At 43.9% G+C, this 11,842-nt stretch carries 15 protein-coding genes; 7 read left to right on the top strand and 8 right to left on the bottom strand.

Features of this window, described 5'->3' with window-relative positions:
* Positions 1–35: 35 nt before the first annotated feature.
* Positions 36–1,283 carry a site-2 protease family protein gene (locus IQ234_RS16990; protein ID WP_193957944.1) on the top strand — a complete coding sequence of 416 codons (1,248 nt, stop codon included), beginning with the start codon at positions 36–38 and terminating at the stop codon, positions 1,281–1,283.
* Here the strand turns inward: IQ234_RS16990 and IQ234_RS16985 are convergent.
* On the bottom strand, positions 1,202–1,966 hold the full coding sequence (locus IQ234_RS16985; RefSeq protein WP_193957943.1) for a metallophosphoesterase family protein: 765 nt from the start codon (positions 1,964–1,966) through the stop codon (positions 1,202–1,204). The genes IQ234_RS16990 and IQ234_RS16985 overlap by 82 nt on opposite strands.
* 363 nt (positions 1,967–2,329) lie before the next feature.
* Here IQ234_RS16985 and tpiA point away from each other — a divergent pair, with 363 nt between their 5' ends.
* Positions 2,330–3,055 carry a triose-phosphate isomerase gene (tpiA, locus tag IQ234_RS16980; protein ID WP_193957942.1) on the top strand — a complete coding sequence of 242 codons (726 nt, stop codon included), beginning with the start codon at positions 2,330–2,332 and terminating at the stop codon, positions 3,053–3,055.
* On the opposite strand, the gene IQ234_RS16975 is transcribed toward tpiA, so the two are convergent.
* Positions 3,052–3,834 (bottom strand): fumarylacetoacetate hydrolase family protein, encoded by a 783-nt coding sequence (locus IQ234_RS16975; RefSeq protein WP_193957941.1) that lies wholly within the window; start codon positions 3,832–3,834, stop codon positions 3,052–3,054. The genes tpiA and IQ234_RS16975 overlap by 4 nt on opposite strands.
* Positions 3,835–3,979: 145 nt before the next feature.
* On the opposite strand from IQ234_RS16975, the gene rpsF reads away from it, so the two are divergent.
* A complete protein-coding gene (gene rpsF / locus IQ234_RS16970; RefSeq protein ID WP_002769143.1) occupies positions 3,980–4,369 on the top strand; it encodes a 30S ribosomal protein S6 in 390 nt (129 codons plus the stop codon).
* Between the two features lie 6 nt (positions 4,370–4,375).
* On the opposite strand, the gene IQ234_RS16965 is transcribed toward rpsF, so the two are convergent.
* A complete protein-coding gene (locus IQ234_RS16965) occupies positions 4,376–5,074 on the bottom strand; it encodes a Uma2 family endonuclease (protein ID WP_193957940.1) in 699 nt (232 codons plus the stop codon).
* 214 nt (positions 5,075–5,288) lie between these two features.
* The gene (locus tag IQ234_RS16960) at positions 5,289–5,876 is read right to left on the bottom strand and encodes a DUF3782 domain-containing protein (protein WP_193957939.1); all 588 of its coding nucleotides are present in this window, start codon (positions 5,874–5,876) and stop codon (positions 5,289–5,291) included.
* Between the two features lie 452 nt (positions 5,877–6,328).
* On the opposite strand from IQ234_RS16960, the gene IQ234_RS16955 reads away from it, so the two are divergent.
* Complete coding sequence (locus IQ234_RS16955) at positions 6,329–7,249, top strand: PEP-CTERM sorting domain-containing protein (RefSeq protein ID WP_228008594.1); 921 nt, start codon at positions 6,329–6,331, stop codon at positions 7,247–7,249.
* A 137-nt stretch (positions 7,250–7,386) separates the two neighbouring features.
* Here IQ234_RS16955 and IQ234_RS16950 read toward each other — a convergent pair whose 3' ends face one another.
* The 4 genes from IQ234_RS16950 to IQ234_RS21325 form a co-directional block, all read right to left on the bottom strand.
* Positions 7,387–7,527 carry a type II toxin-antitoxin system HicB family antitoxin gene (locus IQ234_RS16950; RefSeq protein WP_193957938.1) on the bottom strand — a complete coding sequence of 47 codons (141 nt, stop codon included), beginning with the start codon at positions 7,525–7,527 and terminating at the stop codon, positions 7,387–7,389.
* Positions 7,528–7,743: 216 nt separating this feature from the next.
* Positions 7,744–8,190: a DUF29 domain-containing protein gene (locus IQ234_RS16945; protein ID WP_193957937.1), complete on the bottom strand. Its 447-nt coding sequence runs from the start codon at positions 8,188–8,190 to the stop codon at positions 7,744–7,746.
* 77 nt (positions 8,191–8,267) lie between these two features.
* The gene (queD, locus tag IQ234_RS16940; RefSeq protein ID WP_193957936.1) at positions 8,268–8,642 is read right to left on the bottom strand and encodes a 6-carboxytetrahydropterin synthase QueD; all 375 of its coding nucleotides are present in this window, start codon (positions 8,640–8,642) and stop codon (positions 8,268–8,270) included.
* 540 nt (positions 8,643–9,182) lie between these two features.
* On the bottom strand, positions 9,183–9,794 hold the full coding sequence (locus IQ234_RS21325) for a PEP-CTERM sorting domain-containing protein (RefSeq protein ID WP_228008593.1): 612 nt from the start codon (positions 9,792–9,794) through the stop codon (positions 9,183–9,185).
* Here IQ234_RS21325 and tnpA point away from each other — a divergent pair.
* The 3 genes from tnpA (at position 9,781) to IQ234_RS16920 (ending at position 11,652) form a co-directional block, all read left to right on the top strand.
* Entirely contained in the window at positions 9,781–10,209 is a 429-nt protein-coding gene (gene tnpA, locus IQ234_RS16930; RefSeq protein ID WP_193957433.1) for an IS200/IS605 family transposase, read from the top strand. The two genes, IQ234_RS21325 and tnpA, sit on opposite strands and share 14 nt — an antisense overlap.
* A gap of 104 nt (positions 10,210–10,313) precedes the next feature.
* Positions 10,314–10,502, top strand: coding sequence for a hypothetical protein (locus tag IQ234_RS16925; protein WP_193957935.1), 189 nt, complete (start codon positions 10,314–10,316; stop codon positions 10,500–10,502).
* A gap of 466 nt (positions 10,503–10,968) precedes the next feature.
* Positions 10,969–11,652 carry a PHP domain-containing protein gene (locus IQ234_RS16920; protein ID WP_193957934.1) on the top strand — a complete coding sequence of 228 codons (684 nt, stop codon included), beginning with the start codon at positions 10,969–10,971 and terminating at the stop codon, positions 11,650–11,652.
* The last annotated feature ends 190 nt before the right edge of the window (positions 11,653–11,842 follow it).

Raw genomic sequence — 11,842 nt, 5'->3', positions numbered from 1 at the left:
CACTTCCCCACCTCCCCACTTCCCCACTGAAAATTATGCGTACAAATTGGCGAATCGGCTCTTTATTGGGCATTCCTCTCTATATTGATTCCTCGTGGTTTTTGATTTTGGCTTTTGTCACCCTGATCAATGCCACCGATGCAGAAATTCAGTCTCTGGCTGGCCAGAGTTTCGGTTTAGCGTGGTTACTTGGTTTAATCATCGCTTTATTGCTGTTTATCTCGGTTTTACTCCACGAATTAGGTCATAGTTTCATGGCTCGCTCCCAAGGCATCCAGGTCAATTCCATTACCCTGTTTCTCTTTGGGGGAATGGCCTCGATCGAGCGAGAATCGCGGACTCCTCCAGAGGCCCTGCAAGTAGCGATCGCTGGACCCCTCGTCAGTTTTCTCCTGTTTTGTCTCCTATCCCTAGCCAGTCACTTACCCTATTTAAACGCTAATTTAACCTATATATGCGGTCATTTAGCGATAATTAACCTGTTTTTGGCTCTATTTAATCTTATCCCCGGTTTACCCCTCGATGGCGGTCAAATTTTAAAAGCAATGGTCTGGCAAGCAACTGGCGATCGCTGGAAGGGTTTACATTGGGCTGCGATCAGTGGTCAATTCATCGGTTGGTTAGGGATTATTTTGGGGATTTTCTCGGTTCTCTTGACGGCAGATGTGGGGGGTGCTTGGTTAGGATTAATGGGCTGGTTTATCCTCAGAAATGCCCGCGCTTACGATAATTTGACTAATTTGCAGGAAAGTCTCCTCAATTTGCAAGCGGGAGAGGTGATGAGCAGAAATTTGCGGGTTTTAAACGCCCATCAAACCCTAGAGGAATTCGTCCAAGAATACGTTTTAGACCAAGCAGCCGCTAATACTGCTTATTTTGCCGCCTCCGAGGGGCGTTATCGGGGATTAATTCGGGTGGCAGATTTACAGGCGATCGAGCGGAGTTGCTGGTCAGAAAAACAACTGCTTGATATTGCCCATCCCCTCGGGGAAATTGCCACTGTTGAGGAAAAAACCCCCTTAGTGACGGTGGTGCAGAAACTGGAAACTATCCCGGACCCCATGATCACGGTGTTAACACCGGCCTCCGCCGTAGCGGGAGTAATCGATCGCGGCGATATCCTCAAGGCAATTGCGATTAAATACCAACTTCCCCTAGAGGAAACGGATATTAAACGCGCTCGCGAGGGAGTTTACCCCAGTTATTTGCCCTTAAATGTCATTGCTGCCGCTCTTGACAAGAGTGAACGGCCAAAAATCGGCGAACCGTCCTTAATGTCCTGACGTAGAGAGGATGAACGATAATAATCTTGAATATGGCTAATGCGAAAATTTCCTCGCTGGTTAGTCTGCCACAACTTACCCGTTTCCACCTCTAAACAACTTAACCAACCTCTGCCGTAAGCCCAAGTATCGATACAAATGGCATGGCCGAGATTAACCGGTTTACCGCTTTTTTGGCTGGTATGGCCACAAATCATGGTTTTTCCCGAACTATGGGCGGCAGGATATTGAAATTTCTCCCAAAAGAGTTTGTATTCTGGTTGTCTGGCTAGGGGTAGATGGGGATCGAGACCAGCGTGAACAAATAAATGATTTGGGGTTTCGTAGCTATTTATACAGACTTTTCCTAAAAAATCCCAGTGGGATTCGGGAATTTTAATCAGGTGGCCTTCGCTATAGGATTTTAGAGTAGCTTTACCGCCTTTTTCTAACCAGAGACGCTGTTTGAGGGGGTTGTGACGGGCTTGCAGCATGATAATCTCGTGATTACCTTTGAGGGGAATCAAATTGCCCTGTTTATGTAGGGAAATCAGGCGATCGATCACCCCTTTCGAGTCTTTGCCCTTATTAACGTAATCACCGAGGGTGATTAAAGTATCTTGCGGTTTGGGATTGACGATCTCTAGCAAGTGATCTAGAGCTTTCGAGCAACCATGAATATCGCCGATCGCTAAGGTTCGCATGAGGATTTGGTAGGGGATTAGGGCATGGGTAGGGTCTGCGGCAAAAAGTTTTTCCTGGGGGCAGGGTGTGGGGTGTGGGGTTTTACCGATTTTGAGGTAGTCAGTTACCTAATTTTCAGGGAAAAAGTCCAGGAATTTTACCCCCGATCACTCCAATGGTAGGCACTTTTTGAGGTCAAAAAAGTCTAAAAGCCTTATCCAACAAAGTTTTTAGATTTATTCAGCAAGCCCTAGGTACAGGTAAAAGTATTAAAAAAATCTGTTCATGACAGACAGCGATTATCGGTGATCTTGCTTAGGGTAACAAAAAGGCTTACAGTAAAATGTACCATAAATTATCAAATCTACTAAATTAATTAAGCTGTGCCGAAAGTTGTTATTGCAGGTAACTGGAAAATGCACAAAACCCAGAGAGAAGCTTTGGAGTTTTTGCAAGATTTTAAATCCCATCTAGAGGAAACTCCCGACGACCGAGAAGTGGTTCTTTGCGCGCCTTTCACAGCTTTAGCTGTCCTCTCTAAAACCCTCCACGGCGGTCGTATTCGCTTGGGGGCGCAAAATGTCCACTGGGAAAAATCGGGGGCTTATACGGGCGAAATCACGGCGGATATGTTAACCGAAATTGGGGTTCACTATGTGGTTATCGGTCACAGTGAGCGCCGGCAATATTTTGGCGAAACCGATGAAACCGTCAATTTAAGGGTTATATCTGCCCAAAAACATGGTTTAACCCCAATTCTCTGCGTGGGAGAAAGTAAGGCCCAAAGAGATGCTGGAGAAACGGAAAAGGTAATTATCAAGCAAATTCAAGCAGGTTTAGTCAATGTTGACCAAAAAAACCTCGTTATCGCCTACGAACCCATCTGGGCGATTGGCACGGGGGAAACCTGCGAAAGCGAGGAAGCGAACCGCGTTATCGGTTTGATTCGGCAACAATTAGACAATCCCGAAGTCACCATTCAGTACGGTGGTTCGGTAAAACCCGATAATATCGATGAAATTATGGCTCAATCGCAGATAAACGGGGTTTTAGTCGGTGGGGCTAGTCTAGACCCCGCCGTATTCGCTAGGATTGTTAATTATCGCTAATCGATTTCTGCTGCCATGACGCGATTTTCCAAAACCCCGATGCCTTCTATTTCCACTCGAACCTGATCCCCCACCTGCAGCGGTCCGATTCCTTCGGGAGTTCCCGTTAAAATCACATCCCCCGGCAGCAGGGTCATCACTTGGGAGATATAAGCCACCAAAACATCGGGGGGAAAGACCATATCGCTGAGATAACTGCTTTGTTTGGGGTCGCTGCCATCATTGAGAAAAGTGGTTAATTGCGCCCCGATACTCAGTTCCCGGACAATCCAGGGGCCGAGGGGACAAAAACTGTCAAATCCTTTCGCCCGCGTCCATTGGCTATCTTTTTTCTGTAAATCCCTAGCGGTGACATCGTTAGCAATGGTATAACCCCAGATTTTGCTTCTGGCCTGGGCTGTGGTGCAGTTTTTGGCGGTTTCTCCGATAATTAATGCTAATTCTCCCTCATAATCTACTCTTTCCGATTGGGGCGGATAGAAAATCGTTTCACCGTCGGCGATAATTGTCGTCGGTGGCTTGAGAAATAAAAGCGGTTCGCCCGGTACAGGTGTTTCCATCTCGGCGGCGTGGGCGCGGTAATTTTTGCCCACAGCAATAATTTTCGACGGGAAACAGGGGGCTAATAGTTGGTAGCTATCAGGTTCTAATTCTAGTTTGGTTAGTTGCCCTCCTTGCCAGGGAGGGGCATCAAAGACAGCAACGCTACGGTTTAGCTGTAACAGTCCGTAGAAGATTTGTCCTTGACGATGTTTCACTCGTACATAGCGTTGCGCCATATTTTTCTGGGAATGACTAGCGATCGACTCTCGGATAGTAGTATGATCATATATCCTTGCTTCTTTATTAAAAGCTAGAGAGTTATTAAAATCAATTAACCTCTGCCCTTGACAAAGAAGCCTTCTAGTCCATAAGGATTCTGAGATGAGCAATAACTACGAAACTCTTTACATTCTCCGTCCCGATTTAGGGGAAGAAGTCGTTCAGCAACAAGTGGAACGTTATCGAACTCTGATTAGCGAACACAGCGCCACAGACATTCAAGTGAAGGTGTGGGGTAAAAAACGTCTGGCCTATCCCATCAAAAAACTCAATGATGGTGTCTATGTGCAGATGAATTATCAGGCCAGCGGCAAACAAGTCGCTCCCATGGAACGGGCCATGCGTTTAAGTGATGAGGTTATTCGTTATTTAACCCTAAAACTCGATCGCGTGGTGGCCCCCCCTGCCGATTTATCTCCCCTAACGGAAATTCCGCCCTCTCCTATCACCGAAGCGGTGGTGGAAGATGACGGTATCTCCGCTGAAGATTAATTATAGTCACAACTGTGTCGGGTCAATGCCCAATTCCCGTAATCGGGCAAAGGCGCGATCGCGTTCTTGTTGTGCTTGGTTGCGTTCTTGTTGTGCTTGGTCGCGTTCTTGTTGTGCTTGATTGCGCTCCTCAAAGAGGGTTTCAGGGTCTTTAAATCGTTCCCCATCGGGATAAAAGACCTCTAAACCCTCTTCAAACATCTCAAACCGAATCCCTAGTATTGGGGAAGTCCAAGGAAAATTCAAGGCCGTTACTGGGAAAAAATCCTCTTGCTGATTGGCCCGCACCAATCCCCAGAAATCGTGGGAGTCCGGGTCATAGAAAAACATTTCTAATACCCCATGCTCCCGATAGAAAGACTGCTTTTTGAGCATTTCCCTGGCACTATTGCTCGGAGAGAGGATTTCAAACACTACCTGGGGAGCAATATTGTCTTCTTCCCATTGTTTGTAGCTGCCGCGCTCACCCGGTGGACGGCCGAAAACCACCATGGCATCGGGAGCTTGACGGGGAGCGGGGGGTACAGTTACCTGCTGGGGATACCAGAGCAAATCTCCGGCGACAAAGACGGTTTGGTCCTTAAATAAATGCCTGAGATTGGCAACCAAGCGAACAATCCAGCGATATTGAACTGTGTTGTCGGCCATAGGTTTACCGTCGGAGTCAGGATAGAAAAGTTGGGGTTCGATGGGTGCTTGAACCATGCTTTATCTCTTGCGATTGATCGCATTTTTGCCTAACTTTATTGTATCACCGCAAATCCTGGGTTTGAAACCCTGTCCTTTTATACTAAATCCGTTGAGTAACGCACAGAAAACGGGTTTCTCCGAGAAACCCGTTTTCTGCTCATGCACTCATGCAAAAGGGGGAATAAATAATCAGTTTTTAATAACAGGATTTAGTATTATATCTAAATTTTTAATAAAGTCGAGGTTGAAAATTATCGGGAATATCCAATTCAAATACTTGGTCATGAATCCGAGCCACATAAAACCCTTCTTGCAGAATTTTTTCGCGTAATTCTGATGATAAATGAACCGCCGCTAATATGCCATAGAGTTTTTTATCTTTGTGTTCAGGGAAAAAGTTGCGAAACCGTTGCAAAATACTTTTTAATTGTGAAATCGACTCCTCTCTGGCATGACTTTTAACCTCGACGATATAAGCAGTATTTAGCTGACCATTGGTATAGGCAAGAACATCAATTTCTAGGTGTTTTCCATCTTTACTGACTCGCACACTAGGACTAATAACTTCCATACCAAAGCGTTGTCTGAGAATCGTTTCCATTGAAGGGAGGGCAAGTCCTTCGGTAAAGCTGCCGAATTTTGCACCGAGTCCCCCAATTTGCTGACCTAATTCTTTGAGTTGTTTGTCAGTTTTCTTCTGTTGCTGACTAACTTCCTTCAGTTGTTTGTCAGTTTCTTTTTGAGCGGCAGTTAATTCAGCTTGAGCAGTCGCTAATTCGGCTAAGAGTCGCCATACGTCTTCGGATGTAGTTGCCATAGCTAATTTTTTCTCTCTGATTTGGTCTATTGCTATTTTACTGAATTTTGCCGATTCATGAGGAAGATAGTGCTTCTGCCTTTGAGTAAGAGAGCGATAAGTAGGGCGTGTTACGCTGTCGCTAACATACCTTTATTTTTATAAGTAACTTAGAGTATTTTTAAGATTTATTAAAGTCAATGGTAAGATTAAGTAAAATCAATGGTTGATATATATACCTCTAGGGGAATACATACATATTATGGTTTAGGCAGAACCACACTAATGTTCCGCAAGTGCTTCGCCATTGTTATGCTTATCTTAATGATAACCTTGTTGAATTCTCTTTTTTACCCCTTAAGTATTTCTGTTTATTACCAAAGTGAGATGCTCCCGTATTTTCCTAAATGTATGGTAGAAGCATCTTGCCTGACAACGAGGGCAGAACCACATTTTTTAAGAGGTATGTGCTTATGAAATTAGCTAAACTTATCAAAAACTTCATTGGGGGGGGAATACTTATCAGTCTTGCGACAGCAGGTACGGCACAAGCTATTGACCTAAAAGCTAACTTCCGTCTTTTTGGAGAAGTGAATCGATTCGGCTTGGGTTATGGTGATATGGCGTTACACTTCGGAGTGAATGCCCCTGCCGCCCAAATAGGCAGCTTGGGATATTATCCAGGTGGTACACCATTTACATCGGGGGTACTTAGTTCCGTTGTTCTTCCACCAGGTGGCGGCTTCACTGTTGTAGATACTCAATTTTCCGTACCTTTTTCACTTGATGTCGATCAGCCGGCTTCCCTGTACATGGGCATTGGTGATAATGGAATCGGCGGTCCTCAAGGCGGTAGCATTCAAGTAATCTTCGACTTTTCAGACAATATCTTTTTCGGGGGATCGATTCTCCGCTCCACCCCGGATCAGGGATTCGCTTTAATGTCAGTCACTTTGGCCGACGGGACTCCCCTAGAGAATGCCGGGTTAAAATTCGAGTTTATTCTTGAAAATACGGTGTTAACAGCAGGGGCATCAGCCTTTGATGATAGGGGTGCTGGTCTTGCAATTGATAGTGTAGTGGCTACTCAATACCCTTCTAACATAGCGGCGGTTTTCCCTTTTAATGGAACGGCTACCGCAAAACTGGAAGGAGGTATAGATGGATTTAATCCAAACACTAACGCGTTGGTTGACCTTGATGTTAATGTCGAACCCGATCCATTAGTTTTCGATCTAGCCTTTGCTACCGTTAGTGGTGCTAACAATATTAAACTTACCCGAATTTTTCCACCTGTTTCTACTCCTGAACCCAGCACAATTTTAGGCTTAGGTTTATTGGGATTGGGTGCTTTCTGCAATCGCCAACTATCTCAAGGGAAGAAGTCAAAATAAGACAATTGAGTTGAGAACTTTGGGATTTATTTCAACAAATTTTTGATCTAGGAAAATAGGGGTTGGGTTGAGCAATAGCAAGGCCCAACCTGCTATTTTATAATTGTCAAAGGTAGGTCTTTTTCTTTTCTAACTTCTCAACATAAGTCAATGGCCTCTTTGAGATTTTGTAGAGCTTCTTCTTGAGTCTCACCTTGACTTAGGCAGCCCGGAAGAATGGGACATTCCACAATGTACCATCCTTCTTCATCTTGGTAGAGCGTGACGGGGAATTTCATAAACTTTAACCAGTAGTTTTGATGTTGCCGACTGATTCAATATTAGTATTAATCTGGTAGATATTCAGGATTGATGATATCAGTTTTGGCAAAAGGACAGATATCAGGAAAAGTTTTTTTATCTGGTTCTTCCGAACTTACACTGTAGAAAATTCCCCAAGCTCCCTCTCTGTCCAGCAATGCTCTAAAGTTGATAAATATCAATTTAACAAAAACTCAAAGCCTTGCTGTACAAGCTTTACAAGCATGAGTTGTTAATAGTTTTGCATGACAGATTCGGTAGAGCCTTTTATCTAACCCTGTTTCTCTAGCGGCAAGTAGGCAAGCATTTTGATAACACTTATCAAAAACTTCCTCAAAATATACCTTGAGACTTGGGCTATCTTCAAAAACTTCTAACAATCTCAAACAGTGTTCGGTGATAGAATACTGCCAACCATGAGAACGTTTAGAGGGTTGATACTTCCATTTAAGGAGGTGAAGCAATAGCTTTTCTAAATTACTTTTCAAAGCCTTTTTATCACTCCTACCCATTGTCTCAATTTCCTCAATCAGATTTTCTAAATCGAGGTACTCCCACTTACCTTCCTTAAGTAGGTTAGCGGTTTCTTCTACCCAAAGATTAAAGTCTGTGTCATAAAGTTTTTTGGCAGTAGATAGCATATTAGGTTTTTCCTAACTCCTTCATCCGATTCGTGGGATAGGTTTGCAATCCATCCTAGCTAATGATAGCTTGCCGATTAGGGATAATAGGTACATCCAGAGGTACAGGTTTCGCGGATTTCGACGGCATGAAGATTGGGTAAACCAGCTTTTGCCAATTTTTCATAGATCCAGCGCGATAATTCCTCACTGGTGGGATTTTCTAAACCAGTGGTTTCATTGAGATAATAATGGTCGAGAAAATTATCGAGTAGCGGCTGTAAATATTGTTTAATTTCGCTAAAATCCATCACCATTCCCTGTTGTGAGCCTTGGGACTGTAACTGATTACTTTTCACATAGACGCGTCCTAACCAACTATGACCGTGGAGACGGCGACATTTACCTTCGTAGTGGGGTAAATGATGGGCCGCTTCAAAGCGAAATTCTTTGTAAATAATCCATTCTGCCATGGTTAATTGGTTGATACTGTCGGTTAGATCTGGTTTATTTATTTCGCCACCGATAGTTATCCATTCTAGTTAAAACTTTAGTATTCTTAGTCCATAGTAAGCTGTTAGTGTATCTAAGTTACTCGTCAAGACTGTCTATGAGAAGGGAGCGGGGAGAGGGAGTCAGAACATTTGTACTAAAAAACTTGGTACATAGGGCTTGCTGAATAAATCTGAAATATGGACGAATTAAGGGTTTTAGGGGACTGTTTCGCGAAACAGGTGCAAGATTTTGAGTCCTGTAGGGGCAGCGATAAACGATAATCAGCGGGGAGACAGAAGAAGGTTCCGATTCCCGCTTAATATTCATTGACGAACAGTCTCTAACGGTGTTACCGGTAACAGCAGCCACCCAATTTTTTTTGGTATTTGCTATGCTGATTCTTAACAATTTGTAATCTTTGGGAAATTTCCTTACTTTCCCTTCTCTAGCCAGAAAAGAAGCGCTAAGTTGTACCTTAACGCTTCTTTTTTCGATTATTTTTGATTTAATGGCAGCGACTAGCTCTTGCGACGAGCGAAAGCACCAGCACCAGCAACCGCTAAGATACCGAGAATAGCAGAAGGTTCGGGTACACTGGCGGGGGGAGAATTAAAGGTAGCAGAATAGTTAATTGCATTACCAGGACCGCCGACCTGGTTGAAGTTAACAATAATGCTAGAGGGAGTGGTATCGAAACCATCTCCACTGGTTGTACCTTGGAGCAGCAGATCCAGAGTATTTAAATTACCAGGAGCAGAATCGGTTGTGAAGGAGGTGGTGGTGAAAGTAGCCGTGCCAGCGGCGGTAACAAAGCTTGCGGTAAAAGCACCGGGACCAGCAACACCATCTGGTTGACTGAAGTCGAAAGTCTGGGGAGAGAGAGTTACATTTGACAAAAGGGCAACCGCCAGAGGGCCAGCGAAAAAGTCGTTGGGGTTACCTAGATAAGTGCTTGGGTTGACATTGACTACGTTTATATTAGCAAAGGTAACTGAGGTGGCACTGGATAGATTGGAGCCAACGTAATCAGTGCCTGAGCCAACAGGACCAAAGCCAATGTTAGCATTTAATCTCTTCGGGTCTAATTCCCCGCCGCTCGCGGCGTATAATAGAAAAATGAGTGAATACATCCATAAGAGCCATAATGTAAGTGTTTTGCTATATCATTTAGTGTTCCCAGCCAAATATCGTAAAGCCGTTTTCGACGAACAGGTAGATAGCTTGTTAAAAGAAGTCTGTCTAGAGATGGAAAAACGATATGAGATCAAGTTTGTAGAAATTGGAGTGGATAAAGATCATGTGCATTTTCTGGTGCAATCAGTACCGACCTATAGTGTGACAAGGATAGTGACAATGATTAAAAGTATAACGGCGAGAGAAATTTTCAAAAAGTGTCCTCAAGTGAAAAAGCAGTTGTGGGGAGGAGAGTTTTGGAGTGATGGATATTACGCAAGTACGGTAGGAAAGCATGGGGATGAAGGTATGATAGCGAGATATGTAAAAGAACAAGATAAAGAATACCTGCAGCTACACCAAAATCTATAATTGAGTCTATTTTGATTCTGATACCCCGTCCGCTTGCGGCGGGGTAGTTCATTTGAGCAGCCTGAGCAGCACTGGCAAAGCCGAAAGCTGCAGCGCTGCCAGCGATGGCAAGAACACCGGCGGTTAGTTGTCTAGAGATGTTGGTGGTCATTTTGAGTTGTTTATTGTTTTTTGTTAGAGCAGAACACGGACACATCCGTGCCAAACATATTTATAACCTCATCTTTATTGAGTGTCAAGCTAGTGAAGTGAAAAATAAGGCAAAATATTCTAACCCACATTCCGCACCCTAAAGTGTCACATTGCAAATTTTATCTAAATTGTCAAAACGATTGCCGGCTCTGAATTACAGGCTAATTTGTTTGCCCAGCAGATGAACAATTAGCCCTCAAAATCTGATAGCCCTGATACCAAATTATTGAGATGAACTTTCATTAAGCTGGCGATCGCTGACTAGAGTGGGACATTTTATAATTCTTAGTAATCGCTAAAAGTCTTACTATACAAGAACTAGAGCAACTGTTGATTTCAACGACTAGGGTGCGGAATGTGGATTCTAAAGATTTTATAAAGATCGATCAATATAGCTTTTTTGATAAAAGTGCTCAGGACTGTTCCTCCTTCCTCCTTCTCCCACCTCCCCATACCTTGGAAACAGGATTTAGTATTACTGGTGACAGCAGCTACCCAATTTTTTTTGCTATTTGTTATGCTGACTGTTAACAATTTGTAATCTTTGGGAAATTTCCTCAATACTGCATGGTCGTTTCTGCTACAATCCCACCCCTAGCTCAAGATACCCTCGCCCTGAAAGCGGTGTGGGCAAACATTGGCTATGATAGTTGTCCCCACCATTACAATTTCCATATTCACACCCATTGTTCCGATGGTCAAATGAGTCCCCAAGGCTTGATGAGACAAGCGTTAGATATCGGACTAAAAGGATTAGCAATTACCGATCATCACTCGATCGAAGGTTATCGACAAGCCCAAATTTGGCTGGAAAATCAGCATTTAAAGAGTTCTCTACCCCATCTCTGGACAGGGGTAGAAATTACGGCGGATCTCTTAGAGACAGAAGTGCATATTCTTGGCTATGGTTTCGATCCCGCTCACGTCGTCTTGACTCCCTATCTGCAAAGAACCAAACCGGAAGGAGATCTGGCTTTAGCCTCTAGAGTCATTAACAGTTTACAGCAAGCGGGAGCTTTAGTTGTTCTGGCTCATCCCTTTCGTTACCATCGCCCCGCGGCCGATTTAGTGGCGGCGGCGGTAGAATTGGGTATTGATGGTATTGAGGCTTTTTATGCCTATGGCAATCCCAAACCCTGGCTACCCAGTCAACCGGAAACCGAACAAGCGCTCGCTCTGAGTCGTCAATATCAATTATTCGCCACCTGTAGCACCGATTCCCACGGTAAATCTTTATTACAGCGCATTTAGCCTGATCGCGGGATTAACTGTAAAATACTTAAATTAACTAAACTCGATCCTTTCTCGATCGAGTGTTGGTTTTTTATGGCCAAAAACAGAGAAATAGGGAAGTGGGAATTATAAATTATGAATTATGAATTATGAAGTGGGGAAGTGGGGAATTTCAACTAAAAACCCCAACACCCCAACACCCCAACAC

The organism is Microcystis aeruginosa LEGE 91341 (genome assembly GCF_015206885.1).
In the GTDB taxonomy this organism is placed as follows: Bacteria; Cyanobacteriota; Cyanobacteriia; order Cyanobacteriales; family Microcystaceae; genus Microcystis; species Microcystis aeruginosa_H.
The sequence above is the reverse complement of the archived record's forward strand: the minus strand, read 5'-3'. Positions and strand labels throughout refer to the sequence as shown.

Bases quoted from the DNA above. Each gene is read 5' to 3' on its own strand.
- IQ234_RS16925 (WP_193957935.1), top strand. From the start codon at position 10,314: ATGGCAAGAACACCGGCGGTTAGTTGTCTAGAGATGTTGGTGGTCATT.
- IQ234_RS16920 (WP_193957934.1), top strand. From the start codon at position 10,969: ATGGTCGTTTCTGCTACAATCCCACCCCTAGCTCAAGATACCCTCGCC.
- queD (WP_193957936.1), bottom strand. From the start codon at position 8,642: ATGGCAGAATGGATTATTTACAAAGAATTTCGCTTTGAAGCGGCCCAT.
- IQ234_RS16945 (WP_193957937.1), bottom strand. From the start codon at position 8,190: ATGCTATCTACTGCCAAAAAACTTTATGACACAGACTTTAATCTTTGG.
- IQ234_RS16950 (WP_193957938.1), bottom strand. From the start codon at position 7,527: ATGAAATTCCCCGTCACGCTCTACCAAGATGAAGAAGGATGGTACATT.
- IQ234_RS21325 (WP_228008593.1), bottom strand. From the start codon at position 9,794: ATGTATTCACTCATTTTTCTATTATACGCCGCGAGCGGCGGGGAATTA.
- IQ234_RS16955 (WP_228008594.1), top strand. From the start codon at position 6,329: ATGAAATTAGCTAAACTTATCAAAAACTTCATTGGGGGGGGAATACTT.
- IQ234_RS16960 (WP_193957939.1), bottom strand. From the start codon at position 5,876: ATGGCAACTACATCCGAAGACGTATGGCGACTCTTAGCCGAATTAGCG.
- IQ234_RS16965 (WP_193957940.1), bottom strand. From the start codon at position 5,074: ATGGTTCAAGCACCCATCGAACCCCAACTTTTCTATCCTGACTCCGAC.
- IQ234_RS16990 (WP_193957944.1), top strand. From the start codon at position 36: ATGCGTACAAATTGGCGAATCGGCTCTTTATTGGGCATTCCTCTCTAT.
- IQ234_RS16975 (WP_193957941.1), bottom strand. From the start codon at position 3,834: ATGGCGCAACGCTATGTACGAGTGAAACATCGTCAAGGACAAATCTTC.
- tnpA (WP_193957433.1), top strand. From the start codon at position 9,781: ATGAGTGAATACATCCATAAGAGCCATAATGTAAGTGTTTTGCTATAT.
- IQ234_RS16985 (WP_193957943.1), bottom strand. From the start codon at position 1,966: ATGCGAACCTTAGCGATCGGCGATATTCATGGTTGCTCGAAAGCTCTA.
- rpsF (WP_002769143.1), top strand. From the start codon at position 3,980: ATGAGCAATAACTACGAAACTCTTTACATTCTCCGTCCCGATTTAGGG.